Here is a 25,143-nt window from a genome sequence, read left to right on the forward strand (position 1 = left end):
CGGGGGTGGGCGCGCGCGCCAGTTTGGCGCGCGCCTCACTCCTCGGGGGATGGGGTCAGGCGCGCGGACCGCCCCCTGCCGACCCCTGACCAGGCAGCCGGGCAGCGACGGCAAGCTCCGCCAAGAACCGCGCCGTCGCCACCCTCACCACAGCCATCCCCTCTCGGAAACCACCTTGGCAGCCCCGACTCTCACTTCGCCCGCCGCCGACGCAAGCCCGCCGGCTGGCATCGATCCGCCGCTGCGGCAGACCGGCAGCACCGTCTTTGCCCTCGACCTCGGCACGACCGTGGGCTGGGCCCTGCGCATGGGCGACCGCAGCATCCTCTCCGGGACACAGACCTTCCGCCCCGGCCGGTTCGAAGGCGGCGGCATGCGCTACCTCCGCTTCACCGACTGGCGGGTCGAGGTCGCGATGCGGGCGCATGGCATCCGGCGGGTGGTGTTCGAGGAGGTGCGGCGGCATGCCGGGACCGATGCCGCCCACGTCTATGGCGGCTTCCTCGGCACCCTGACCGCCTGGTGCGAGGAGCACGAGATCCCCTACCAGGGCGTGCCAGTCGGCACGATCAAGCGCTTCGCCACAGGCAAGGGGAATGCCGACAAGGCGGCGATGATCGCGGCGGTCAGAGGCCGTGGCTTTGCGCCGGCCGACGACAACGAGGCCGACGCGATCGCCCTGCTGCTCTGGGCGACCGATCCGCAGGGCGGCCGCGCATGAGGCTCGCCGGTGCGCCGCGTCCGCCTCGGTCGTCTCTGGACCTGGCACACAGCCCGACCTCCGCGGTGGAGCTCGATGCCATGCGCGCCGCCGCCTGGCATCGGCATGGCATCGCCGCCCTGGCCGTGGACGACATCGCCGATTCCTGGCTCCGCCAGGCCGTCACCAACGAAGCGAACCGGCGCTGGGGGCGCCGGCCTGGAGGGATGCAGCATGGCCGGTAAGTGCAAGGGGAAGCGCACCACGCCGAACGTGGAGGATCTGTCGAAGCCCTCGAAGTGGCGCCTGCAGCATGGGGGCTTCTCCGAACCGACCCGCGAGGCCGATCCGGAGACCGGCAGCCCGGTGCAGCATCGACGGGCAGTGGACACATTGGGCATGATGCTGACAAATGGCACGATCACGCCGCAGATGCGCGAGGCCGGTGAGATCTTCCGTGGGATGTTTCGTGCCGCCTGTTTCGACAGCATGTCGACGTCACAGATCCTCCGCATCCACGACTCGTGCGTCGACACGCTCTCGACGATGCAGGTCGACGCCCGACGCCGCATCGCAGCGGCGGTCGATGCGCTCGGAGGGCACGATAGTCCATGCGGCTCCTGCGCGTGGCTCGTCATCGGTCTGGAGTTTTCGGTGCGGGAATGGGCAATGCGCCAGGGCTGGGCGGGACGGACGGTGCATGGTCCGGTCGGCCAGGGCATCCTGGTCGGTACGCTCGGCACCCTAGCCATGCACTTCGGGCTGACCCCGCGAACGAAGGCGGCGTGACCTCGCCTAGTGTGACGACCGATCTCTCCGAAGGATCGAGCCGGGCGAGATCAGGCTGGGAGCAACGCCCGGCGCACTCATTCGCAGGCTCAACCCCTTCCTGAGATAGGGCTCGAGGGCCTCGCCGATCGGCACGCGCACGTAGTCGGCCTCGAACCTCGTCGGGCTGACGATGTAGTGGCCATCCTGCACGTGCGGCCGAAGCACCGTGCCAGCCGCCTTACCGCGGCTAACGACATAGTGCAGGTCGGTGTTTGATGGGGCCGGTGCCGCCGGTGCAGCCGAGGTGGCCCCCTCCAGCCTCGGCGCCTTGACCAAGGTGGTAGGCCGACTCGGCGCCGATCTCGGGGGTGGCAGTGCGACCGCCACTCCTGGTCCACGCAAGCGGTCCGTGGCCGACCGCATTCGGGCGTAAGCGTCACGCAGCCATGCCACGCGCCCTCGCACGGGGTCTGCGGGATCGAGATCGTCTGGCGACTTCTCGCCCAGATAGACCGCCACCTGACTTCCGCCACTCCGCGAGGGATGGGCGAGTGCACCGAGCAGCTGGTGCTCCCCGATGGCGCCAAGCTCGACGCAATGCAGGAGCGCGTCGAAGGGCGTCTTGCCCAGCGCAACATACAGCGCCTCCGGGCCCAAGCTGCCCAGCGACCCGACGAAGTCTGCCTCGAACTGCTCCCGGAGAGCATCCACCTTAAGAACTTCCTCGAAGCTGCCGCTGAACATCTTGCCGCCCTTGAAGGTCGCGTTCGGGACGACAGACGTCGAGTGCAGCAGACCGGCCGCCGTACCCCAGAGGTCCGCCTCGGCGTCGATTCCCAGGATGGCGGCGAAGCCGAAGTGCCGCAGCATGCGCAGGAGGTTCGGCCGCATCGCGTCGCCGCCGAACGCGGCGATAGACTTCACCGACTTCAGAATTGCCGCCTCGCTCGCCCCGAGGCGCAGCAGGCGCTGAGCCTCGGCGTAGGCCATTTCTAGCTGGTTCATGCCGGGTGTAATGCCGACGATCACCAGGCGAGCCCGCGGATTCACATGTTCAAAGGGGATGTAGAAGATTTCGTAGGGCGGCTGACTTGCGAGCAGCGTGTCGGGGCGGCGAACCGCAGCGGCACCGCTGTCTCGCAGGATGGGCGCGAAGCGGCCAAAGTGGGTGGTGGGAACCATCGGATGCCGGGCGAAGCTCTATTGTTCGGCAGCAGAATGAGCAGGTGAGCAAGAGGGGGTCAATGGGAGCCTCCCGATTGGCTCACGGCTCCAGCGGTCGCACGCGGCGTGACGGACGGCGGTCGGGGTGATGTGGGCCGCCCTGGCCGCGCTGTTACAATTCGCCCCGTGGCGGCGCCGAAATCGATGAGGTTAGACTCAGGACACGTAGAGAAGGTGCGTGAGCGCCGCCGCTGGTCAGCCACAGCGTCGCTCGATCGAGACAGTGGCTCGCCAGCCGCAGGGTCCTTCCTGGGCCCGGCGTATGCGGGGGGCGGAAGCGCGCGACTTCGCTAGTGCCAGGCCCGTTCACCAGGTTGCCAGCGTCTCGGTTGCCGCGCCTCGCGTGGCACCCATTCCCTTCATGAGCAGGTCCGCATGCCCCAGGCCCCCTGGTCTGCGAGCGCCGTCGAGGCGCGCGCGGTCGCCGCCCTGCTGCCCTATGCCGGGAACGCGCGGACGCATTCGCCCGAGCAGGTAGCACAGATCGCGGCCTCCATCCTCGAGTTCGGCTTCGTGGCGCCGGTGCTGGTGGACGAGCGGGGCGAGCTCATCGCTGGCCACGGCCGGCTGCTGGCGGCGAAGTCGCTTGGCCTGGAGATGGTGCCCACCATCGTCCGCGCCGGTCTGACCGAGGCGCAGAAGGCCGCTTATCGCCTCGCCGACAACCGCATCGCCCTGAACGCCGGCTGGGACGAGGCGCTGCTCGCCGCCGAGGTGGCAAAGCTGCAGGAGATGGGCGGCATCGACCTCGCGCTGACCGGCTTCGATGCCGGCGAGCTCGATCGGCTGCTGGCCGGCATGGAGGTTCCGACCACCAATGAGCCGGAACCTGGCAACGGCAGTGGCAATGCACTTGCCAGCCCGGCAGTTGCCGATGGGGAAGAGGCGGAGGACCCGGCCGATGCCGAGCCGGAGCTGCCGCGCCAGGCCGTCACCCGCCCCGGTGACCTGTGGCTGCTCGGCGAGCACCGGCTGCTCTGCGGCGACAGCACCGACGCCGCCACCGTCGCCCGCGTCATGGGCCAGGACCGCGCGGCGCTGCTCTTCACCAGCCCGCCCTACGGCAACCAGCGCGACTACACCACCGGCGGCGTCTCCGACTGGGATGCCCTGATGCGGGGTGTGTTCCAGCATCTATCGCTAGTACTGCGGGACGACGGCCAGGCGCTGGTGAACCTCGGGCTGATCCACCGTGACGGGGAATGGCAGCCCTACTGGTCCGGCTGGCTCGATTGGATGCGGAGCCAGGGCTGGCATCGCTTCGGGCTCTACGCCTGGGACCAGGGCCCCGGCCTGCTCGGGGACTGGAACGGCCGCCTCGCCCCAGCCTTCGAGCTGGTGTTCCACCTCAGCCGCCAGCCGCGCCAGCCGAACAAGATCGTGCCCTGCAAATGGGCCGGCACCCCGAACAAGGGCAGCGGCCTGCGCGCCGCGGACGGCGAGGTGAAGGCCTACACCCATATCGGCCTGCCGGTGCAGGAGAGCCGGATCCCGGACAGCGTACTGCGCATCACCCGCCACAAGGGCCGCGGCATCGAGACCGAGCACCCGGCGGTCTTTCCGGTCGCGCTGCCCGAGTTCCTGATGCGGGCCTACACGGAGGAGGGCGAGGCGGTGTTCGAGCCCTTCGCCGGCTCCGGCACCACGTTCCTCGCCGGCCAGCGCACCGGGCGCCGGGTGCGGGCCATCGAACTCGCGCCGGCCTATGTCGACCTGGCCGTCGCCCGCTGGCGCCTGGTGCACCCGGACCTGCCGGTGACCCTGGCGGAGAACGGGCGCGATTACGACGCGGTTGCTGCGGCACGCGCGGAGGCCATCGCCGATGCTGCCTGACCTCCGCGTCGAGATGATGCCGGTGGCCTCGCTCGCGCCCTATGCGGCGAATGCCTGCACGCACCCGGAGGCGCAGGTGGCGCAACTCGCCGCCTCGATCGCCGAGTTCGGCTTCAACGTCCCGGTGCTGGTAGACGACGCTGGTGTGCTGGTCGCCGGCCATGGCCGTGTCCTGGCCGCCAAGGCGCTGGGCCTCGATACCGTCCCGGCGATCCGGCTCGGGCACCTGACCGAGGCGCAGGCCCGGGCCTTCCGCCTCGCCGACAACCAGCTGGCGCTGAACTCTGGCTGGGACGAGGCCCTGCTCGCCGCCGAGTTGCGCGCCCTGCGCAGCGAGGAGTTCGACCTCGGCCTGATCGGCTTCGATCAGGCGGCGCTCGACCGGCTGCTGGCCGATGCGCCACCGGACATCGGTGCCACGCCCGCCGAGGATCCCGACGCACCCGCGCCGGAGCCGCCCGAGGTCCCGGTCACCCGACCGGGCGACCTCTGGCTGCTGGGGCCGCACCGACTGCTCTGCGGCGACGCCACCTCGGCCACGGATGTGGCCCGCCTGCTGGACGGCGCCAGGCCGCACCTGATGATTACGGACCCGCCCTACGGGGTGGATTACGACCCGGCCTGGCGCAACGCGGCCGGGGTCTCGGCCACCATGCGCACCGGGAAGGTAGCGAACGATGACCGCGCCGACCGGCGCGCGGCCTGGGCGCTGTTCCCGGGCGAGGTCGCCTATGTCTGGCACGCCGCGGTGCATGCCCGCACGGTGATCGAGAGCCTGGAGGCGACCGGCTTCGCGGTCCGCAGCCAGATCGTCTGGGCCAAAAGCCGCTTCGTGCTCGGCCGCGGCGACTACCACTGGCAGCACGAGCCCTGCCTCTACGCGGTCCGCAAGGGCGGCACCGGCCATTGGCAGGGCGCCCGCGACCAGGCAACGCTCTGGGCTATCACCACCGGCGGCGACGAGGACGCGGCCACGGTGCACGGCACGCAGAAGCCAGTCGAGTGCATGCGCCGGCCGATCCTGAACAACAGCGCCACAGGCGAGGCGATCTACGAGCCCTTTGCTGGCTCGGGCACCACGGTCATCGCGGCCGAGACCACCGGCCGGCATTGCCTGGCGATGGAGGTCGACCCGCGCTACTGTGACGTGATCATCCGGCGCTGGCATGGCTTCACCGGCGGGCAGGCCGTTCTGGCCGACGAGGACCGCGTGTTCGACGACATCGCCGCTGCTCGCAGCAGCGATGCGATGGTGTGAAGAGCGCTGCCTTAGCCGCGCGCGTCAGTGCGGTCGCGGCGCGGTTCGAGCATCCAGGCGCCGCTCCAGAAGTGGACCGTGCGCATCCAAGCATGGGTGCTGCCCAGCCACATGCCAAGCAGCGGATTGGTCGTGATCAGCGGGCCCATGATATCCTCATGGAAAAGGGCGTGTGGCCCGTCCAGCCTGCCGGGCAAGCTGGACGGGCTGCTGTGTCGTGGCTCACAAACGCCTGGCAAGGCGCCGTGTTCAGCAGCCTGGTCCCGCTCATTACTCCGCGATGTGGTAGACGGTGTAGGAACCCTTCGCCCCCTCCTTGTTGGGGCCGACCTGGCGCACTCGTTCCAGCACGCTGACCTCGATGCCCTGGCGCTTTTTCAGCCCGGCGAAGAACCCGCGCACCGTGTGAGGCGCCCAGCCGGTCGCCTCGGCGATCTGGGCGACGGTGGTGCCCTCCGGGCGGCGCAGCATCGCCAGCACCTGCTGCTGCTTGGTGCCCTCGCGCGGCTTCCTCGGCGCACCGGGCTCGCGCGGGGCGCGGGCGGGCTTGCCGGCGAGCACGGCGCGGAGCGCCTGCATCGGCCCGTCGAGGGCACCGATGATATCCGCTTCGCGGTTGGCTTCGTCCTCCCAGACGGCGAGGACTGCTGCCGCGGTGTCGCGCAGGCTGACGCGGCGGGCCGGTGGCGTGGCCAGGGCCTCGTCCAGGAGGGCCAGGTCCTCCACCAGGTGCGCGACCTGGGCGGCCTCGGCGGCCGGGGCGGGGTCTGCCTGCGGCGCGCCCGCCGGCGCCGCCGTGTCGGCGCCCGTGGCGCAGGTGGCGGGATCCAGGCCAATGGCGCGCAGGCCCGCGTCGGTGATGCGCAGCAGCATGCTGTCGCCGTCGATTGCCCAGAGCGCCCGCGCCTCGTAATCTGGGCGGTGGACCGCAATCACCAGGTCGGCCTTGAGCATCGCCTTCCCGACTGCGGCGCAGGCGGCGCTGGGCAGCTTCTCGGGCGGCTCCGCCAGGTCATGCGGGTGCTGGGCGGCGGCGGTGAGGATGCGGCGCTGGGTCTCGGACAGGGCCATGATCGGGGTCCTCGGTCACGCACCCGACCATCCGGGTGCTACCACCCCGAGCCCCGCCGGCATGGCCGGTCGGGGCGGTGCGGAGGGAAGGCCGCCTATTCGGCGTACTCGCCGCGCTTGAAGTAGGCGTCGGTCACCCGCCGTATCTGCTCTGTGTAAAATTCCAGGTTCCCGACCTGGCCCCAGAGGACGTCCTCGGGATCGGCGCCGAAGTGGTCGGCACTCATCTGCTGCAGGTCGGCCAGCAGGGCATCAAACTCGGCCTTCTTGGCTAGGAAGGCTTGCAGGCTCTTCTGCTGGTTGGCTTGCCGCTTGGTCATCCCGCTCTCCATCCTGCGCATCGCGTGACGGACCATTCGCGCTGGGGTGCGCCGGAGCCAAGCGCATCCGGGGCTCATGGAATTGCTATGTTGAGGGGCTCTCGATCACATCATGATCGCAGCCGAAGGCCCGACGGTGGTCGCCTCGCAGCGCGAGGTAGCGCGCCGGCTCGGGCTCTCCCACACGGCTTTGCAGAAGGCGCAGCAGGCCGGCCGCATCGCGCCCGAGCCGGGCGGCGGCTGGGATGTCGAGAAGGTGCGCGCTGGCTTGGCGGCGAGCAGCGATCCGACACGCAAGACGGCGGCGATCGCCGCGCGTGGCCCGGCGCCACCAGCTTCCCCGGCAGCGCCACCGCGGCCCATGGTCGCGCCCCCCGCGCCGGAGCCGCTGCCCGGAGGCAGCAGCTTCCACAATGCCCGCACGGCCAACGAGGTGCTGAAGGCGCAGGAGCGCAAGCTGCGGCTCGAGGAGCGCCGCGGCCAGCTGGTCGACAAGGCGCGCGCGCTGATGCTGGTGCACCGGCTCGCCAAGGAGGAGCGCGACGCCATCCTCGCCTGGCCGGCCCGCGTTGCCGCCGAACTGGCGGCCGAACTCGGCGTCGATGCGCATCGGCTGCAGACCCTGATGGATGCCCGGCTCCGTCAGCACCTGGCGGAGCGCCATGACGTGCGGGTGAGCATCGGCTGATGGCGGGCGCGAACATCCTGGCCGAGCTCGGCGGGTTCGATGGCGCAGCCGAGGTCCTGCAGGCCTGGCGCGACGGCATGGCGCCGGAGCCGGCCCTGCTGGTCTCGGACTGGGCCGACCGGCAGCGCGTGCTCGGCAGCCGCGGCTCCGCCGAGCCCGGCCCCTGGCGCACCAGCCGCACGCCCTATCTGCGGGAAGTGATGGACGCGCTGTCGCCCATGCATCCCGCCCGGCGCGTGGTGTTCATGAAGGGCGCGCAGGTCGGCGGTACGGAGTGCGGCAATAACTGGATCGGCTACGTCATCCACCACGCGCCGGGCCCGATGCTGGCGGTACAGCCTACCACGGAACTCGCCAAGCGCTTCTCGGATCAGCGCATCGACCCGCTGGTTGAGGAGACGCCGGCCATCCGCCAGCGCGTCGCCCCGGCGCGCTCCAGGGACAGCGGCAATCGCCAGCTCAGCAAGGAGTTCCCCGGCGGTCAGCTGGTAATGACCGGCGCTAACAGCGCGGTCGGCCTGCGCTCCATGTCGGCCCGCTTCCTTTTTCTGGACGAGGTCGACGCCTATCCCGGCGACGTCGAGGGCGAAGGCGACCCGGTCGCGCTGGCGGAGGCCCGCGCGCGCACCTTCGGCTGGCGCCGCAAAACGCTGCTGGTCTCGACGCCCACCATCGCCGGCCTCTCGCGGATCGAGCGGGAATACCTCGCCTCCGACCAGCGCCGCTACTTCGTGCCCTGCCCGCACTGTGGGGCGATGCAATGGCTGCGCTTCGAGCGGCTGGTCTGGGAGAGGGGCGAGCCGGACAGCGCCCGCTACCTCTGCGAGGCCTGCGACGGTGCCATCGGCGAGCAGCACAAGACGGCGATGCTGGCCGGCGGCGAGTGGCGCCCGACCGCCATCGCGGCGGATCCGCACGCCATCGGGTTCCACATCTCGGCGCTCTACTCGCCGGTCGGCTGGTTCTCCTGGTCGCAGGCGGTGCGGGATTGGGAGGCGGCGCAGGGCGACGACCGCGCCATCAAGACCTTCAAGAACACGGTGCTCGGCGAGACCTAGCAGGAGAGTGGCGAGGCCCCGGACTGGCAGCGCCTCTACGACCGCTGCGAGGAATGGGAGCGCGGCACGGTCGCCAAGGGCGGGCTGCTGTTGACGGCGGGCGTCGACGTCCAGCGCGATCGCCTCGAGGCCAGCATTTGGGCCTGGGGGCAGGATCGGCAGTCATGGCTGATCGAGCACCGCATCCTGGTGGGTAATCCCTTCGAGGCGGCCGTGTGGGAGGAGTTGCGCGGCCTGCTGGGCGAGACTTGGCGCCACGCCTCCGGCCACCGCCTCGGCCTCGCCATGACGGCCATCGACAGCGGCGACGGCATGACCACCGCCGAGGTCTATGCCTTCGTCCGCCGCGCCGGCGCGGGGCGTGCCATTGCGGTGAAGGGTCAGGACGGGCTGCGCGCCGCGGTCGGCCAGCCCGCGGCCACGGAGGTCCGCCGCAACGGCCGCAAGCTCGGGGGTCTGAAGCTCTGGCCGGTGGGCTCGTCCTTCCTCAAGGGCGAGACCTATGGCTGGCTGAAGCTGGAGCGGCCGACGGCGGAGAGCGGCGACCCGTTTCCGCCCGGCTATGTCCACCTGCCGATCCACGCCGCGGGCGAGGAGTTCTGTCGCCAGCTCACCGCCGAGCAGCTGGTCGCCCGCGCCGGCCGCAACGGCTTTCGCCGGCTCGAATGGGTCAAGACGCGCGAGCGGAACGAGGCGCTGGACTGCCAGGTCTACGCCCGCGCCGCCGCGGCGGCGCTCGGCATGGACGGCTGGGGCGAGGACCGCTGGGCGCGGATGGCCGACGCCCTGTCTCTGCCGGCGGTGGAACCAGCTGCTGCGGCGGCTGCGCCAGCCACGTCAGCCGAACCGCCGGAGCCGATGCGCCCGCGCGGCTGGCTCGCTCCGCGCAGTGGCTGGCTTAGCTGACAGGAGGACGCGCATGGACCCGAACGTGCTCGCCTGGGCGCTGGCGCAGCCAACTGGCAGCCGCGCAGCGGCCCTGGCCGCTGCCTATACCGGCGGTACCACGCGGGTGACCTTCGACGGCCGCACCGTGGAGTACCGCAGCCTCGACGAGCTCGGCCGCGCGCTGGCCGTCCTGCGCGGGGCGGAGATGGCGGAGGCGCGCCGCCCGTCCGCAACGCTGGCCAGCTTCTCGCGGGGGACGGCTTGAACCTGTTCCATCGCATCCTCACCGTGATCCGCGGCTATGCGGCAGCGCAGGACAGCCGCGCCTCGGCCTGGGCGCCCTCGGGTGGCAGCGCCAATGCCGAGGTTGGCGCGGCCGCGGCTACCGTTGCCCGCCGCGCCCGTGACGCGGTCCGCAACGCCCCCTATGCCGCCCGCATCGTCGACCTATGGACCGGCAATGCGGTGGGCGCCGGCATCACCACCCGCTGGCCGGACCGGGCGCATGCCGAGGCCTGGCGCCGCTGGTCGGAGGGTACCGGCTGCGACGCCGAGGGCCGGCTCGACCTCGCCGGCCTGCAGGCCCTGGTGATGCGGGCGGTGGTCGAGAGCGGCGAATGCTTCGTCCGCCTGCTACCCGTCGAGATCACCCCGGCCAACCCGGTCGGCCTCCGGCTGCAGGTGCTGGAGAGCGACCATCTCGACACGGCACGGAACGGCATGGTCGAGGGTCTGCCCACGCTGCAGGGCATCGCCCTCGGCGAGGCCGGCGAGCCGGTGGCCTACTGGCTGTACCGCGTGCATCCCGGCGCCTCCTGGCTGCTGCCCTCCGGCGGCCGGCTGGACAGCGAGCCGGTGCCGGCCAGCGACGTGCTGCACGTCTACCGCAAGCGCCGGCCCGGCCAGCTGCGCGACGTCTCCTGGCTAGCGCCGGTGCTGACCCGGCTGCGCGACCTCGGCGACTACGAGGCCGCCCTGCTGATGAAGGCCAAGATCGAGGCCTGCCTCGCCGCGGTGGTCTCGGAGGAGGGCGAGGAAGCCCTGACCGGCGCCGCCGCCGGCCTGCTCCGCGACGCCGAGGGCCGGGCGGTCGAGAGCTTCGAGCCCGGCATGATCCTCTACCGGCGGGGGATGGGCAGCGTGGAGGTGGTGAACCCCTCCGGGGGCGGCAGTTACGCCGCCTTCGCCCGCCGCGCGCTCGAGGCGGCCGCGGTCGGCGCCGGGCTGACCTACGACCAGGTCTCGGGCGACCTGACCCAGGCGAACTACTCCTCGCTGCGGGCCGGCAAGATCGAGTTCCGCCGGCTCTGCGAGCAGGTGCAGTACGGCATGCTGATCCCGATGCTGGTGCGGCCCATCGCCGAGCGGTTCCATGCGCAGGGCGCCCTGCTCGGGCTGTGGGGACCGGACATGCCGGCTGAGGTCAGCCACGTGCCGCCGGCGCACGAGATGATCGACCCGTTGAAGGACACCACCGCCCTGATCGCCCAGGTGCGGGCCGGCTTCGTGCCGCAGCCCGAGGCGGTGGGCGCCTTCGGCTACGACTTCCGCCAGGCGGTCGAGCTGATCCGCGCGGCCAATGCCCTGCTGGACGATGCCGGCCTCGCCCTCGACACCGACCCGCGCCGGGTCGCCAAGTCGGGCAGTGCCCAGGACGCGGCGCAGCTGGCCGCCATCGAGATCGCCGCCACCGGCGCCGCGGCCCCACCGCGGCCCGAGCCGGCCGCCCCAGCACCAGGAGCACAGCCATAACCGCGGGCGCCTACGACTGGGCGGACGACATGCTCAAGATCAAGAGCATGCAGAAGAAGTTCCGCGACAGCTTCAACGGCACGGAGGTCAACCCGGCCCGCTGGGAGGTGGCGGCCACCGGCTCCGGCATGACCGCCACCGTCGCCGACGGCACGCTCACCGTCTCTACCGGCACGGGGCTCGATGACGAGCTGACCCTCACCACCCGGCAGAGCTTCACCATCCCGCTGCGGGTGATGGTGGCGCTGAACCTGAGCCAGCGCATCGCCGGCCAGTCGGTCTGGCTGGAGCTGGTCAGCGTCGACCCCATCACCGGCGTGCCGGACGGGCGCAATGCCGCGGCCTGGCGGCTCGACGGCACCAGCCCGACCCTGGCCAACTACGAGGTGGGGAGCGAGGGGGCGCCGCGGCTGGCCAGCGCCTCGGCCTCCACCATCCCGACCACTGCGCCCGCGGGCTGGTCGGTGCTGGAGCTCGAGCCAACCAATGACGAGTGCTGGTTCCACGGCCGGCTGATCGATAACACCGCCGCGCGCTCGAACTCCTACGTGCGCCACCAGCAGATCCCGGAGCCGAATGCCGCCTACCGCTTCCGGATCCGGGTGCGGAACCGGCAGTACGTCAACGGCATCTCGGCGGTGGCCAACAACGGCTCCGGCCTGGCGCGGATCACCCGCGCCGCGCACGGCTTCACCACCGGGGATTCGGTGACGGTTTCCGATGTCTCCGGCGTACCGGGGGCGAACGGCACCTTCAGCATCACGGTAATCGACGCCAACACCTTCGACCTGGTCGGCTCCAGCTTCTCCGGCGCCTACATCAACACCGGCTGGGCCTCGGTCTCGCGCAACCTGGCCCCGGGCTCCAGCACCGACGTGAAGGTGCAGTTCGTCACCATCGCCGACTATGCCGAGCTCACCACCGAGATTACCGCCGGCCGCGGCCAGTCCGTCGCCGGCCAGGGGCTCGGGGTCAATGTGCTCAGCACCGTCGCCCCGAGCGTGACGGCGGTGGGCGGCCAGGCCCGCAATACCAGCGGCGCGTTGCCGGTGCTGGCTGCGACCGGCTATTCGGCGAACCCCTCGGCCGTGACGACCGGCCGCGGCGTCGACCTGCTGGCCACCCTGATCGGCGCGCTGGTGACCAAGCCCTACGCCATCCCGGAGGCGGACTGGCAGTACGCCGCAGCCGCGGGCGGGATCACCAACACCACCGACGTCGCCATCAAAGCCGCCGCTGCGGCCGGCATCCGCAACTACGTCACCGCCATCGACCTGCGGAACGCCCACGCCACGGTGGCGACCGAGGTGGTGATCAAGGACGGCGCCACGGTGATCTGGCGGCAGCTGCTGCCGGCGGCGATGGCCGCGCCGGTCGAGATCACCTTCCCGACGCCGCTCAAGGGCAGCGCGGCCACCGCCCTGAACGTCGCCTGCCTGACCACCGGCGCGCAGGTCTACGTTAACGCCCAGGGCTTCAGCGCGCCCTGAGGCGCCGCACCAGGACAAACCAGACATGAGCGAGAGCACCGAGCCGGGCGGGGGAGACCTCGCGCCGGACGCCCCTGCTGTGCCGATCGTGGCGCAGCGTGCCCTGGCCGCGCCGGCGACCGTCGACCGGGCGGCCCGCACCGTCGAGGTGGTCTGGTCCACCGGCGCGCGGGCCCGGAATCATGTGGTCGGGCTGGGCGCCATCACCGAGGAGCTCGACATGCGCCCGGAGGCGGTGCGCATGGCCGGGCTGCGCTCCGGCCGCGCTCCGGTGCTGAATACCCACCGCCGCGGCGATGCCCGCGACGTGCTCGGCCGGGTGGTGGCCGCCCGCCTTGAGGGCGGGCGCGGCTACGCCACGCTGCAGTTCAGCACTGCGGCCGATGTCGAGCCGGTCTGGCAGCGGGTGGTCGATGGCACGTTGCGGGCGGTCAGCGTCGGCTACCGGGTGCACCGCTACGAGCCGGTGCCCGACCCCGTCGCGGGCGGCACCGTCCATCGCGCGGTGGATTGGGAGCCCTTCGAGATTTCCGTCGTGCCGGTCCCGATCGACCCGGCCGCTGCTGTGCGGGGCGAGGGAGACCAGCGCACTCCCGCCACCGCCTACGAACCACCCCTGCCCAACGAGGAGCCCCGCATGCCCGAGACGATGCCGGTTGAGCCGGCTGCCGCCCCTTCGGCGCCGCCCGCCACTTCGCCCCAAGAGCCCGCCGTGACCACCACGCCTGCGCCCGAGCCGATCCGCGCGGCGCCGCCTGCCGCGGACCTGGATGCCGTGCGCGCCGAGGCCGAGCGCGCCGCCATCGAGCGCCTCGCCGCCTACGACACGGTGCTGGCCGGGGCGCGTGGCCTGCTGGCCGAGGACCTGCTCGATGGCCTGCGCCAGACCGCCATCCGCGACCGCATCGCCCCCGAAGTGCTGCGCGGCCGGCTGTGGGACGCCTTCACTCGCGGCACGCCGCGCCCCTCGATCCCCGCCCGGCCCGAGACCGGCCCGGCCAATGACGACCCGGCTGTGCTGATCGATGCCATGGCCGAGGCGCTCGCCGCCCGCTCCATGCCCGGCTACCAGCCGCAGGGAAGTGGCCGCCATGCCGAGTTCCTGGGTTGGCGGCCCTCCGACATGGTCGGCGAGCTGCTCCGGGCCCGGGGCGAGCGCAACGTGCCGCGCAACCCGACCCTGCTGGCCGAGCGCGCCTTCCACACCACCTCGGACTTCCCGCTGCTGCTCTCGGCCGCGGCCAACAAGATGCTGCTCGCGGCCTATGCGCCAGCGGCGCCTAGCTACCGGCAGATCTTCCTCCGGCGCGACTTCCGCGACTTCAAGCCGCACCGGCACCTGCGCGTCGGCGACTTCCCCACCCTGCTGCCGCTGCTCGAGAACGGCGAGATCCAGGCCGGGACGATGTCCGAGAGCCAGGAGATCGTCCTGCTGCAGACCTTCGCCCGCCGGATCCGGGTCACCCGGCCGATGCTGGTGAACGACGATCTCGGCGCCTTCACCGACTTCGCGGCCATGATCGGGCGGCGGGTCGCCGACTTCGAGAACGCCACCGCCTACGGCCTGCTGAACAGCACCAATGGCGATGGCCCGACGCTGACGACCGGCAATACGGCCGTCTTCGCCACCGGCGCGGCGCGGGCCAACAAGGCCTCGGCCGGCACCGTGCTCGACCTGCCGAACCCGGCAGCCGGCCGCGCTGCGATCATGAAGCAGAAGACCCTGGACGGCCTGCCGATCGCGGTCGGCTCCTCCATGCGCCTGCTGGTCGGGCCGAACCAGGAGCTCGCGGCGCGGCAGCTGACCGTGTCCGTTGGGGCGAGCCAGACCTCGAACGTCAACATCTTCGCCGTCTTCGTGCAGCCCCTGGTCGAGCCGCTGATCCAGGCGAACCGCTGGTACCTGTTCTCGGATCCGGTCAGCGCGCCGGTCTACGTCTATGGCTACCTGAACGGCGCCGAGGGACCGCAGGTCACCACCGGGCCCGTCTCCGGCGTTGATGGCGTCGAGGTCAGCGTGATCTTCGACTTCGGCGTCGGCGCCATCGACTGGCGCGGCGCCTGGTTCAACCCCGGCACCTGATCGCCTGCCACATCCCTCGTGAACCGATGCAGAGGCCGCCCTCCGGGGCGGCTTCTGCGTTTCCGGAGCCTTCTTCGCCATGCGCAACTACGTGCAGCCGGGCGACAGCCTGGCCGTCTCTGTCCCCTATTCGGGCGGCGTCACCGCCGGCCAGGGCGTCCTGGTCGGCGCCCTGTTCGGCGTCGCCGCGGTGGACGGTGCCCAGAATGCCACCATCGAGGTGCAGACCAAGGGGGTGTTCGACCTCACCAAGGAGCCCTCGCTGGCCATCACCGCCGGCGCCCGGGTGTTCTGGGACAACACCAACCGCCGCATCACCACGACGGCCACCGGCAACTTCCAGGTCGGCCTCGCCACAGCGGCGGCGCTCGCCGCCGACGCGACGGTTCGCGTGGTGCTGCTGCGCGTGCCGGCGAGCGGCGCATGACCGCCGTGAATCCGAAGACAACGCGCGGCTACCGCAACCGCAACCCGGGCAACATCGAGCACGTCGCCACCAACAGATGGCAGGGCCTGGCCGAGCCGGCCTCGGACGGGCGCTTCTGCCGCTTCGTGGGCCACGAGTACGGCCTGCGCGCCCTGGCGGTGCTGCTCATCACCTACCAGGACCGGCACGGGCTGCGGACGCTGCGTGACATCATCGCGCGCTGGGCGCCGCCGGCGGAGAACGACACCGTCGCCTACCTCGCCGCGGTGGCCCGCCGCATGGGTGTCGGGCCGGACGACCCGCTCGACCTGCACCGGCACGACCACCTGCGGCCGCTGGTGGAGGCCATCGTCGCCCATGAATGCGCCGGGCTGGCCTATTCGGCCGCGGTGCTGGACCGGGCGCTGACCCTGGCGGGCGTGCCACCGGCTGCACCCCGGACGCTGGCGCAGGTGGCCGCCGCGACCGACACCGGCCGCGGGGCGGTGCTGGTCGGAGCTGCCGGTATCGCCACCGCCCTGGCGCAGGCCGCCCCGGCCATCCAGGCGCTGGGCGACCTCGCCCCGATGGTCGCCATCGCCGTCGTCCTCGCCGCCGTGGCGGGGGTGCTGGCTTGGCGGCTGGGCCGGCCGGCGTGACCGCATTCGCCGCGGCCCTGGACGTCCTGGCCGCGGACCCGAACCTCGGCAGCGACGCCACCTTCCGCGCCGGCGGCACCGGCCCGGAGGTGGTGCTGCGGGTCCTCCGCTCCAGCCCGGATCGGCTTGCCGATGCCTTCGGCACCACCCTGGTGCAGGCGACCGACGTCCTCACCGTGGCGGTGGCTGTGCTGCCCGCGATCGTGTCGGGCGACACCTTCGCGCTCGGGGGCGAGGTGCTGACCGTGCAGCACGCCGAGCGCGACGCCGCCGGCATCGCCTGGCGCGTCCTCTGCCAGCGGTAGGAGAGAGCCATGCCCGACCCCGAGCGCCTCGGCGCGATCCTCAATGAGGCCCTGCTCGCCGCCGGCCTCGGGGCGCTCGGCACCATGGCCCGGCTCGCCGCGGCCGACCGACCGCTGCTCACCGGCGGCTTCCTGCTGCACGCCCTGGCGGGTGGCAGCCTCGGCACCGGGGCCTGGCTGATCGCCCGCGCCGTCGAGCTCGAGGGCTGGTGGCTGTTCGCGGTGCCCTGGCTCGCCGGCACCCTTGGCTATGCCGCTCTGCACGACCTACTGCTGCGGGTCCTGAACCGCCGCCTGGGCGGGCCGTAGCCAATGCGCCTAACAGCGGCCATCGGCGACCTCCGGCAGGCCCTGGCGACTGAGGTCCGCGCCGGCGAGCGGGCGGCCAAAGGGGCCGTGCGCACTGAGACCGACGTGCTGAAGCGCGAGCTGCGCGGCCAGGTGGTCGCGGCCTTTGGCGGTAAGGCGCGCGGCATTGCCAATGCCTGGCGCAGCTAGGTCTTCCCCCGCTCCGGGGTGAGCCTCCGTGCCGCCGGCCTGGTCTGGACCAAGGTGCCGAACGTCATCGACGCCTTCGAACGCGGCGCTCTGATCCAGGCCAAGGGCGGCCGCTTCCTCGCCATCCCGACCGGCTTCAACGCCGCCCGCGGTTGGCGCGGCCGGGGCGACAAGGGCCTGCGGGTGACGCCGGCGCAGATGGTCGCCTCCGGCCAGGGCTTCCTCCGGCCCTTCCGCTCCGGCCGCGGCTTCGTCTGGTGCCTCCCCCTGCGCCAGGGCGAGCAGACGGGACGACGCCGCCGCACCCGGTTGATCGCCGGCGGGCTGGCCGAGGTCGGTACCGCCAACCGCAAGGGCCGCGAAGCCTGGGCCCGCGGCCTGCTGGAGCAGGGGATGGTGCCGATGTTCCTGCTGCTGACCCAGGTCCAGCTCACCAAGCGCCTCGACGTGAAGGGTGCGGCCGTGCGCGCCGGCGCCCGGGTGCCGCGGCGCTTTGTCGCGCTCTGGGAAGCCGAAGCGGGTAGGATTCCATGAGCCAGCGCGAGACCGCCATCGCAGCGCTGCACGCCCGGCTGCAGGCCGGCCTCGCTGCCCGCGCCCCGGCGCCGCTGGTCCTGCGCAACGAGACCGTGCCGCAGCGCGTGCCATCGGGTGGTCTGTTGGTGCTGCGCGACGGCGAGACGGCAGAGGAGACGCCGCTCCTCTCGCCCCTGGCCTGGGCGGTCGAGCACCGGGCCGAGGTCGAGGTGACCGTGGCCGGTGCCACGCCCGCCGCCCGCGCCGCCCTGCTGGACGCGCTGCTCGTTGACATTGCCGCCGTGATCGCCGCCGACCGCACCCTCGGCGGCGCCGTCGACTGGGCGCAGCCCGGCAGCCCCGGCTTCGAGGACGTGGAGGTCGAAGGCGCCGCCGCGGCTCGCGCCGCCTTGGTCCCCGTGACCCTCTGGTTCACCGCGGCGGGCTCGCCGCTGTCCTGACGGAGATACCCCACCATGGCCCGCGCCATCGGCGCCAACACGCGCCTGCTCATGCTGCCCGAGAGCACCTACGGCACCGCGCCCACCGGCAACTTCCGCCGGCTGCCGTTCCTCTCCTGCGACCTCGGCGCCGAGCAGCCATTGCTGGACGCCGACGTGATCGGCCTTGGTGGCACCCGCGACGCCGCCGCGCCCTTCCTCGACACGGTGACGGTGTCAGGCTCCGCGGTCGTCCCGGTGGATCTGATCAACATCGGCCACTGGTTGCGGCTGCTGCTCGGGGCGCCGACCACCACCGGCACGACGAACTACACCCACACCTTCAAGTCCGGCGGCGCCTCACTGCCCTCGAACAGCATCGAGCTCGGCTACCCGGATGTGCCGAGCTACGACCTGATCACCGGCGTGCGCGCCGACACGCTGGAGATCGACTTCTCGCCCTCCGGTCCGGCCACCGCCAGCTTCGGGCTGATCGGCCAGGGCTCGACCCGCTCCGGCACGAGTTCCGGAGGCACCCCAACCAGCGCCGCCTACACTGCTTTCAACAAGGCCCAGGGCTCGATTAACCGCAGTGGCTCGGCGCTGGCGCAGGTGACCGGGGCGAAGCTCAGCTTCACCAACTCGGTCGAGACGGTGCGCACCATCCGGGCGGATCGGAAGATCGAAGGTGCCGATCCCGGCATCTGCCGCGCCACCGGCCAGGTCACGGTGCGCTTCGCCGACACCACGCTGCTGACCCAGGCGCAGAACGGCAGCTCGGCCGACTTCGCGTTCGCCTACACCATCGATGCCAACCGCAGCCTCACCTTCACCCTGCACGAGGTCTACCTGGCGCTGGCCAAGACGCCCATCGAGGGCCCGGGCGGCATCGAGGCGGCGTTCGACTTCCGCGCCGCCTACAACGCGACCGCCACGACGATGATGACAATCGCGCTGAAGAACCAGCAGACCGCGACAGAGTATGCATGACGCCGGCTGAACCAGGTCACGTGAGCTTCCGGATTTCCCTCGCTAGTTCACCCGAACGATCTTCACTCGCACGCCATGCAGCTTTGCAAGATCAAGGATATACGCCGCAGGTTCCGTCTCTACCACCAGAGTTGTCACCACGTGCATGTCGGGTGTCGTTCCGAACCGCTGCGCTTTGAACACGGCGCGATACTTCACGCACTGGTACACACCTCGGATCAAGTCAGGCTCGGAAGAACGGATCGACTTCACCTCGACGAGATCGACCCGCTGTCCCTTCTCGAAGAAGACGTCGACCTCATCGCCTGACAGCAACAGGAGCTCGTCCATGGCCCTGTCTAGTTTCGACGGCGCTCCCACCTTGGCAGGATGCTCGAGCACATATTTCTTGAGAGCCTTGTGCTCCTTGCTTTCCGCTGGCCCACCGTGGCGCTTCCCCAAGGGAGTCGGCGGCACGCCGTCCTGCTCCGTGCCATCAATCAGTGTTGTCGGATCTGCAGTGGGCGCCGCTGTGCCAAAAACCTTGCGGAACACCTGCGACCACTTGGGATACGCATAGACCTGGCGCGCTGCCTTGGCGACAAGTTCGCCTTTGCGCTTTGGCTGGAGCGGCTTGCTGTCTAGAGCAAACCATTCGCGGAGGAATCCGTCCGCCCCGACGCCGGGCTGGCCGGTCTGCTGGTTGACGACAAGAACGTTGATGAGTGGCGCATCCGGCTCAGCCTTATGGATCCGCTCCATCAAGGTGCCGACAACTGCTCCGATGTGTGTGGGAAAAACCTTCCCCTCGATCTCCAAGTCTCTCCGCAGAGCATCCGCGATCTGACCATAGGTGATCGTTGTATTCCCGGCGACGACGGGCAGCAGATATCCAAAGGCCGGTTTCAAGCCATCCGAGCACAGTTGCTCCACGGTATACGACATCGTGCGGTTCCGAATGCTGTGTCGTTCGTAATGATGGCACAACGGCGCTCAGTGTCACTTTCCGCCTCGGCCCTTCAGCGCCTCCCACCTTCTGCAGGTGAGTGAGGCCCACACCCAAAGCAGCTCAGGGACTTCGATGCTGACCCTTGACCTTCCCAGCGAGCCCTATTGGCTCGACCTGCCGCGCGGCGTGCGCGTCGAGATCCGACCCGTCACGACAGCCGTCATGGCAGCAGCGCAGGCTGCAGCCTCGCGCCGGCTCGGAGTGGTCCGTGCCGCTAGTGATGACATCGACCCCGACATGGCGCGGGGTCTCGCCTTCGCCTTCCTGGTCAAGGCGCTGGCCCGGCACGCGGTCACCGCTTGGGACGGCATCGGCGACAGCGAGGGCAAGCCGCTGCCTCTGTCACCCGAGGCGGTCGAGCGGCTGATGGACCTCGATGACATCGCCGCAGCCTTCTGGGATCAGGCGACGCGGCCGGTGGCGGCGGTGGCTGCCGAGGGAAACGGCTGAGGGCCCGCGCCGCCTGGCATTTCGGCCGCGGGCCCGAGTACTGCCGCGGCTGCACCGCCCTCGGCCGCGCCTGCGCCGAGGCCTGCCCCTACGCTGCGCATGCCCCGGTCAGCATCGAGGGCGCTGCCTGCTGGGCGGCCGGCACCGCCTGCGCCGAGGCGACCATGTCCGGCCTGACCCTGGACATGGCCGCCGCCCTGCATGCGGCACGCGACCTCGGCGCCGCTGGCTGAGCCGCGGCGGAACTGCTGCTGGCCATCCGCACCGGCATGGCCGAGGGCCGCGCCCAGGCGGCGCCGCACCCGGAGGGAGGGTAGCCCATGGCCGACGCCACCCGGCGCGTCTCGGTCCGCCTCTCGGTCGACGGTGCCCAGCAGACCAAGCAGGAGCTGCGCGAGGTCGGCGAGGCCGGCCAGCGCTCGCTCGAGCGGATCAAGGACGGCACCGAGCGCGCCTCCCGCGCGCTGGACCTGCTCGATGCCGCGGTCCGTGGGGTGCAGATCGCCGGCCTCGCCGCCGGGGTGCGCGTCCTGGTGCAGGCCGACGACCAGCTGACCGGGAAGCCTGGCGCGGCTGCAGAATGCGGTCGGCTCGGTCGAGCGGGCCGGTGAGGTGTACGAGCGGCTGTACCGCGATGCGCTGCAGACCGGCGTCGCCGTCAAGGAGAGCGTCGACGCCTTCCAGCGGTTCTCCGTGGCCGCCCGCGAGATCGGCGCCACCTCCGATCAGGTCGCGCAGCTGGTCGGCGGCCTGCAGCAGGTCGCCATTGTCTCCGGCGCCTCCACCCAGGAGATCAGCAGTGCCACCCTGCAGCTGGCCCAGGCACTGGCCTCGGGCGTGCTGCAGGGCGACGAGCTGCGCTCGGTGCTGGAGGCCATGCCACTGCTGGCCGAGGCCCTGGCCCGAGAGCTCGGTGTCTCCATCGGCGAGCTCCGCAAGCTCGGCTCAGAGGGCAAGCTTACCGCCGACCGGGTCTTCCCGGCGCTGCTGCGCGCCACCGAGCGGGTCGGCGCCGAGCTCGACAAGGCGCCGCTCTCCCTCAGCCGCGCCTTCGGCCAGCTGCAGGTGGCCGCCGACGGCTTCCTCGGCCAGCTCGATCGTGCCATCGGCCTCTCCAACGCCCTGGCCCGCGCCCTTTCCGGCGCTGCCCGCACCCTGGACGGCGTCCGCCGCGGCGCCGGGCTGCTGACCGAGGGCGAGCGGCTGGCCGATTTGCGCAAGCAGGCCGAGGCCATCGCCCGGCAGATCGCCACCCTCGATGCCGGGATCGACACCACCCGCAACAACGGCACCCTCCGCCCAAGGCTGACCGAGGAGGACCGGCAGCGCCGGCTGGCCGAGCTGCGCGAGCAGTACCGCGAGATCCAGGCGGAGATCGCCCAGCAGGAACAGGCCGCCGGCGAGCGGCAGCGCCAGGAGCAGGAGACCGCAGCCCAGCGCGTGGCCGAGGCCCGCCGCACCCGGGCGGCGCAGGACGTCGAGGAGCTGCGCAAGCAGCTGGATGACCGCTTCAAGATCCAGCAGGAGTACCAGGATCGGCTCAAACGGCTGCGTGAGGCCGAGGCTGCCGGCGCGCTGACCACCGCCGACCGCACCCGGCTGGAGACCCTGGCGCTCCGCGAGCGCGACGAGGCGCTGCGCCGGCTGGAGCCACGGGTCGAGTCCAACCGCCGGGCCCAAGCCGAGGCCGCCCGCCAGGTGCGCGAGGCGGAGCGCGAGCTCAACGACCTGCTGCGCGAGCGCGAGCGGCTGATCCAGGACAACGAGACCGCCTACGAGCGCTACCAGCGCCGGATGGAGCGCCTCTCCGACCTGGTCGAGCGGGCGGAACGCGCTGGCCGGCCGGTGCCGGACGCCACCATCCAGCGCGAGGCCGAGCGCGCCATGGAGGAGCTGGAGAAGGCCGAGAAGCGTGTCCAGGAGGGCGCCGAGCGGACCAACGAGACGGTGCGCGAGCTCGGCCTGACCTTCGCCAGCGCCTTCGAGGACGCCATCGTGAAAGGCGACAAGCTGTCCAAGGTGCTGCAGGGCCTGCTGCAGGACATCACCCGCATCATCGCCCGCAAGACCATCACCGAGCCGCTCGGCAACGCGGTCTCCTCGGCGCTGTCGGGTTTCTCGCTCAATGGCCTGTTCAACTCGGTCGGCTCCTGGATCGGTGGCCTGTTCCGCGCCGAGGGCGGCCCGGTCGCGGCCGGGCAGCCTTACATCGTCGGCGAGCGCGGGCCCGAGTGGTTCGTCCCGAGCAGCCCAGGCACCGTGCTGCCGAACGGCCTGGCGCCGGGCGGCACCACCATCCAGCAGACGATCAGCATCGACGCGCGCGGGGCGGATGCCGGCGTCGAGGCCCGGCTGCGGCTGTTGGCCGGGCAGATCGCCCGCCAAGCCTCGGCCATGACGCTGGACGCCATCCGTCGCGGCGGGGTGGCCTACGAGACGGTGCGGAGGTAGCGGCGATGGTCGAGTATGCCTGGCCGGAGGCGCTGCGGCCCTCGCGGCTCAGCTTCTACCTGCAGCACAATACCACCCGCTTCGTCTCGCCGGTCACCCGCGCGACGCAGGTGATGCGGCGCGAGGGCGCGCGCTGGGTGGCGGAGGCGAGCTTCGACCCGCTCAGCCCGGCCCGCGCCGGGCTGCTGGAGGGCCTGCTCGCGGCGCTGGCCGGCTCGCTGAACACGGTACGGATCTGGGACTGGCGGCGCGAGTACCGCACCGGCGATCCCCGCAGCCAGGGCCAGGTGCCTTCCGGGCCGTACTCCTTTTCCGACGCCACGCTCTTCACCGACGGCACCGGGCTGGTGGTCGGCTCCGGCACGCCGGCGCTTGCGGCTGTCGCGCCGCGTGGGGCTCTGGCGATCCAGACCGCGGGCTGGTGGCCCGGCATGGTGGCGGTCGGGGCGGGCGACTACCTCGGCCTCGGTGGCCGGCTCTACATGGCGACCGAGGCGGTGACCGCCTCCGGGGCCGGCACCGCCAGCATCCCGATCGCCCCGCCGCTGCGCGCCGCGGCCACCCTGGCCGAGCCGCTGGTCCTCAGCCGGCCGACCGTCGCCATGCGGCTGGTCTCGGATGACGAGGCGGCCAATCCGACCCGGCCGGACCGCTTCACCAGCATCTCCCTCCGCCTCGAGGAAGCCCTGTAGATGGACGGCATCACCGCCACGCCGCGCCTGCACCCGCAGGCGGCCGCGGCCGCCACCGCCAAGACCGCCGCGCCGGTGGTGCTGGTCGACCTCGACTTCGCCTCTGGCCCCTTCCGCGCCTGGACCGGGCTCGGTCCGCTGCATTGGGCCGGCATGGTCTTCGAGGGGGTGGGCTCGATCGGCGCCATGGGCGAGGTGGAGGAGACGGTCGAGCTCCGTGCCGTGCGCCTGACCCTGGTGCTCTCGCCGGTGCCGCAGGAGGTGGTCGACATCGCCCTTGCCGAGCGCAGCTTCCGCCTCCGCCCGGCCCGGCTCTGGGGGGCGCTGCTGGACGACCAGGGGGCGTTCGTCGCCGACCCGTTCCCGCTCTGGGCGGGGCTGATGGACACCATGGAGGTGGTGGACGGGGCGGAGCCGCGGGTCTCGCTTACCTGCGAGAGCCGCCTGGTCGACCTCGAGCGCGCCGAGGTGCGCCGCTACACCGATGCCGACCAGCAGGCCGAGTACCCGGGCGACCGCTTCTTCGAGTTCGTCCCCGCCCTGCAGGAGGCGGAGATCCGCCTGCCGAGCAACTGATGCTGCGCCGCCCCGATTGGCCGGCCCGGCTGGCAGCGCTGCTGGCCGCGGCCGAGGGGCGCCCGTTCGACGCCCATCGCTGGAACTGCGGCCGCTTCGCTCTGGCCGCGGTGGAGGCGGTCACCGGCACCACGCCGCGGATCCGCATCCGGCCCGACCTCGAAGCCACCGCCGACAGCGCCGGCTTTCCCCGCCTCCCGCCCACCTTTGCCCGACCCGGCGACGTGGTGCTCGCCGGCGACCCGCCGCGCCTCGGCGTGGTGGTGGATGGCGGTCACGCTGCCTTCGTCGGCCCGCGCGGCCTGATCCGCACCCCGCTCACCGCCTGCACCACCGCCTGGAGGATCGGCTGATGCCCGCCGCCATCCCCCTCGTCGCCGTCGTGGCCTCGGGCATCGCCTCGGCCGTGGTCGGCGGCGGCATCGTCGGCGCCCTGGTCGGCGCCGGTGCCGCCCTGGTCGTCACCGCGGTCGGCGGCGCCATCTTCCCAGCCAAGAAGCCGAGCGCCCCCACCACCCCGGCGACCACCGGCTTCGATGCCAGCGCGCCCGGGGCGGGCCGCACCCAGTCCTTCCGCCAGCCGATCACCGAGCACCAGATCGTCTTCGGCCGCTGCAAGGTCTCCGGGCCGATCGTCTTCCTGCACTCGGCCACCGACGATCAGGGCCGGGCGGATGGCTACTTCTACGCCGTGGTGGTCTTGGCCGCGCACCAGGTGCGGGCCATCGGCGAGGTCTGGCTCGGCGACACGCTGGCGACCGACCCGAAGTAGTCGGCCCTGAACAACTCGTAGAGTACTGATCTGGCTGGAAGATTTGCCGAATTCGGCATTGTGGATTTGCAGGGTCGGATTGTTTTCGGCGGGAAACCCTGCGATTCTGGAGGGCATGAAGCACCGCCCGCGCCCGCCGGAACAGCCCGACCTGCTACGGCCGCGGCTGGTCGACATGATCGACGGACGGCACGAACTGGTGCGGCTGGCGGCGCTGATTGGACTTCCCCCCGAGGAGTGGAGGGGTGAGATCAGAGCGTCATG

General features: G+C 71.6%; 28 protein-coding genes and 2 pseudogenes. 25 read left to right on the forward strand and 5 right to left on the reverse strand.

What is annotated here, in order from left to right:
• Positions 1 to 175 precede the first annotated feature (175 nt).
• Positions 176 to 721: a crossover junction endodeoxyribonuclease RuvC gene (locus tag M0638_RS23005; protein WP_248669303.1), complete on the forward strand. Its 546-nt coding sequence runs from the start codon at positions 176 to 178 to the stop codon at positions 719 to 721.
• A 213-nt stretch (positions 722 to 934) separates the two neighbouring features.
• Entirely contained in the window at positions 935 to 1,489 is a 555-nt protein-coding gene (locus M0638_RS23010) for a hypothetical protein (RefSeq protein WP_248669304.1), read from the forward strand.
• A 6-nt stretch (positions 1,490 to 1,495) separates the two neighbouring features.
• Here the strand turns inward: M0638_RS23010 and M0638_RS23015 are convergent, their stop codons facing one another.
• Positions 1,496 to 2,653, reverse strand: coding sequence for a hypothetical protein (locus tag M0638_RS23015; RefSeq protein ID WP_248669305.1), 1,158 nt, complete (start codon positions 2,651 to 2,653; stop codon positions 1,496 to 1,498).
• 417 nt (positions 2,654 to 3,070) lie between these two features.
• Here M0638_RS23015 and M0638_RS23020 point away from each other — a divergent pair, with 417 nt between their 5' ends.
• Both M0638_RS23020 and M0638_RS23025 read left to right on the forward strand, forming a co-directional pair.
• Complete coding sequence (locus M0638_RS23020) at positions 3,071 to 4,528, forward strand: site-specific DNA-methyltransferase (protein WP_248669306.1); 1,458 nt, start codon at positions 3,071 to 3,073, stop codon at positions 4,526 to 4,528.
• Positions 4,518 to 5,786, forward strand: a complete 1,269-nt coding sequence (locus M0638_RS23025) for a site-specific DNA-methyltransferase (protein WP_248669307.1) — start codon at positions 4,518 to 4,520, stop codon at positions 5,784 to 5,786. Before M0638_RS23020 ends, M0638_RS23025 begins: the two co-directional genes overlap by 11 nt.
• An 11-nt stretch (positions 5,787 to 5,797) precedes the next feature.
• On the opposite strand, the gene M0638_RS23030 is transcribed toward M0638_RS23025, so the two are convergent.
• The 3 genes from M0638_RS23030 to M0638_RS23040 all read right to left on the reverse strand — a co-directional run bounded on the left by M0638_RS23030 (position 5,798) and on the right by M0638_RS23040 (position 7,177).
• Positions 5,798 to 5,935 (reverse strand): hypothetical protein, encoded by a 138-nt coding sequence (locus tag M0638_RS23030; protein WP_248669308.1) that lies wholly within the window; start codon positions 5,933 to 5,935, stop codon positions 5,798 to 5,800.
• Between the two features lie 121 nt (positions 5,936 to 6,056).
• Positions 6,057 to 6,857, reverse strand: a complete 801-nt coding sequence (locus M0638_RS23035) for a DUF3489 domain-containing protein (RefSeq protein WP_248669309.1) — start codon at positions 6,855 to 6,857, stop codon at positions 6,057 to 6,059.
• Positions 6,858 to 6,952: 95 nt separating this feature from the next.
• Positions 6,953 to 7,177, reverse strand: coding sequence for a hypothetical protein (locus M0638_RS23040; RefSeq protein WP_248669310.1), 225 nt, complete (start codon positions 7,175 to 7,177; stop codon positions 6,953 to 6,955).
• Positions 7,178 to 7,289: 112 nt separating this feature from the next.
• Here M0638_RS23040 and M0638_RS23045 point away from each other — a divergent pair, with 112 nt between their 5' ends.
• From M0638_RS23045 to M0638_RS23110, 14 genes and pseudogenes are all read left to right on the forward strand, one after another.
• Positions 7,290 to 7,865, forward strand: a complete 576-nt coding sequence (locus M0638_RS23045) for an elements of external origin (protein WP_248669311.1) — start codon at positions 7,290 to 7,292, stop codon at positions 7,863 to 7,865.
• Between the two features lie 77 nt (positions 7,866 to 7,942).
• Positions 7,943 to 9,829, forward strand: a pseudogene (locus tag M0638_RS23050) (phage terminase large subunit family protein).
• A 13-nt stretch (positions 9,830 to 9,842) separates the two neighbouring features.
• A complete protein-coding gene (locus M0638_RS23055) occupies positions 9,843 to 10,076 on the forward strand; it encodes a phage head-tail joining protein (protein WP_248669312.1) in 234 nt (77 codons plus the stop codon).
• Positions 10,073 to 11,563, forward strand: coding sequence for a phage portal protein (locus M0638_RS23060; protein WP_248669313.1), 1,491 nt, complete (start codon positions 10,073 to 10,075; stop codon positions 11,561 to 11,563). Before M0638_RS23055 ends, M0638_RS23060 begins: the two co-directional genes overlap by 4 nt.
• A gap of 29 nt (positions 11,564 to 11,592) precedes the next feature.
• A complete protein-coding gene (locus tag M0638_RS23065; protein WP_248669314.1) occupies positions 11,593 to 13,053 on the forward strand; it encodes a ubiquitin-activating E1 FCCH domain-containing protein in 1,461 nt (486 codons plus the stop codon).
• Positions 13,054 to 13,078: 25 nt separating this feature from the next.
• Complete coding sequence (locus tag M0638_RS23070) at positions 13,079 to 15,136, forward strand: prohead protease/major capsid protein fusion protein (protein ID WP_248669315.1); 2,058 nt, start codon at positions 13,079 to 13,081, stop codon at positions 15,134 to 15,136.
• 79 nt (positions 15,137 to 15,215) lie between these two features.
• Positions 15,216 to 15,563, forward strand: coding sequence for a DUF2190 family protein (locus tag M0638_RS23075; RefSeq protein ID WP_248669316.1), 348 nt, complete (start codon positions 15,216 to 15,218; stop codon positions 15,561 to 15,563).
• A complete protein-coding gene (locus M0638_RS23080; protein WP_248669317.1) occupies positions 15,560 to 16,201 on the forward strand; it encodes a structural protein in 642 nt (213 codons plus the stop codon). Before M0638_RS23075 ends, M0638_RS23080 begins: the two co-directional genes overlap by 4 nt.
• Positions 16,198 to 16,506: a head-tail joining protein gene (locus M0638_RS23085; RefSeq protein ID WP_248669318.1), complete on the forward strand. Its 309-nt coding sequence runs from the start codon at positions 16,198 to 16,200 to the stop codon at positions 16,504 to 16,506. Before M0638_RS23080 ends, M0638_RS23085 begins: the two co-directional genes overlap by 4 nt.
• A 9-nt stretch (positions 16,507 to 16,515) precedes the next feature.
• The gene (locus tag M0638_RS23090) at positions 16,516 to 16,815 is read left to right on the forward strand and encodes a hypothetical protein (protein ID WP_149539358.1); all 300 of its coding nucleotides are present in this window, start codon (positions 16,516 to 16,518) and stop codon (positions 16,813 to 16,815) included.
• Between the two features lie 3 nt (positions 16,816 to 16,818).
• Complete coding sequence (locus M0638_RS23095; RefSeq protein ID WP_248669319.1) at positions 16,819 to 17,004, forward strand: hypothetical protein; 186 nt, start codon at positions 16,819 to 16,821, stop codon at positions 17,002 to 17,004.
• Positions 17,005 to 17,016: 12 nt separating this feature from the next.
• Positions 17,017 to 17,538 (forward strand): annotated as a pseudogene (locus M0638_RS23100) (DUF6441 family protein); the annotation flags it as partial.
• A complete protein-coding gene (locus M0638_RS23105) occupies positions 17,535 to 17,981 on the forward strand; it encodes a hypothetical protein (protein ID WP_248669321.1) in 447 nt (148 codons plus the stop codon). The pseudogene M0638_RS23100 and the gene M0638_RS23105, both read left to right, overlap by 4 nt.
• Positions 17,982 to 17,996: 15 nt before the next feature.
• The gene (locus M0638_RS23110; protein ID WP_248669322.1) at positions 17,997 to 18,950 is read left to right on the forward strand and encodes a phage tail tube protein; all 954 of its coding nucleotides are present in this window, start codon (positions 17,997 to 17,999) and stop codon (positions 18,948 to 18,950) included.
• A gap of 42 nt (positions 18,951 to 18,992) precedes the next feature.
• On the opposite strand, the gene M0638_RS23115 is transcribed toward M0638_RS23110, so the two are convergent.
• Complete coding sequence (locus M0638_RS23115) at positions 18,993 to 19,874, reverse strand: hypothetical protein (protein WP_248669323.1); 882 nt, start codon at positions 19,872 to 19,874, stop codon at positions 18,993 to 18,995.
• Between the two features lie 136 nt (positions 19,875 to 20,010).
• Between M0638_RS23115 and M0638_RS23120 the strand changes: the two genes are divergently transcribed.
• The 7 genes from M0638_RS23120 (at position 20,011) to M0638_RS23150 (ending at position 24,879) form a co-directional block, all read left to right on the forward strand.
• Positions 20,011 to 20,388 (forward strand): hypothetical protein, encoded by a 378-nt coding sequence (locus tag M0638_RS23120; RefSeq protein WP_248669324.1) that lies wholly within the window; start codon positions 20,011 to 20,013, stop codon positions 20,386 to 20,388.
• A 320-nt stretch (positions 20,389 to 20,708) separates the two neighbouring features.
• Positions 20,709 to 20,999, forward strand: coding sequence for a hypothetical protein (locus tag M0638_RS23125; RefSeq protein WP_248669325.1), 291 nt, complete (start codon positions 20,709 to 20,711; stop codon positions 20,997 to 20,999).
• A 1-nt stretch (position 21,000) separates the two neighbouring features.
• Positions 21,001 to 22,839, forward strand: a complete 1,839-nt coding sequence (locus M0638_RS23130) for a tape measure protein (RefSeq protein WP_248669326.1) — start codon at positions 21,001 to 21,003, stop codon at positions 22,837 to 22,839.
• A gap of 5 nt (positions 22,840 to 22,844) precedes the next feature.
• The gene (locus M0638_RS23135; protein WP_248669327.1) at positions 22,845 to 23,531 is read left to right on the forward strand and encodes a hypothetical protein; all 687 of its coding nucleotides are present in this window, start codon (positions 22,845 to 22,847) and stop codon (positions 23,529 to 23,531) included.
• Positions 23,532 to 24,107, forward strand: coding sequence for a hypothetical protein (locus M0638_RS23140; RefSeq protein WP_248669328.1), 576 nt, complete (start codon positions 23,532 to 23,534; stop codon positions 24,105 to 24,107). It abuts the gene before it with no gap.
• Positions 24,107 to 24,460: a DUF6950 family protein gene (locus M0638_RS23145; RefSeq protein ID WP_248669329.1), complete on the forward strand. Its 354-nt coding sequence runs from the start codon at positions 24,107 to 24,109 to the stop codon at positions 24,458 to 24,460. Before M0638_RS23140 ends, M0638_RS23145 begins: the two co-directional genes overlap by 1 nt.
• On the forward strand, positions 24,460 to 24,879 hold the full coding sequence (locus M0638_RS23150; protein WP_248669330.1) for a hypothetical protein: 420 nt from the start codon (positions 24,460 to 24,462) through the stop codon (positions 24,877 to 24,879). Before M0638_RS23145 ends, M0638_RS23150 begins: the two co-directional genes overlap by 1 nt.
• Positions 24,880 to 25,143: the final 264 nt, after the last annotated feature.

The sequence above is a fragment of the Roseomonas acroporae genome (assembly GCF_023223525.1).
Classification (GTDB): Bacteria; Pseudomonadota; Alphaproteobacteria; order Acetobacterales; family Acetobacteraceae; genus Roseomonas_E; species Roseomonas_E acroporae.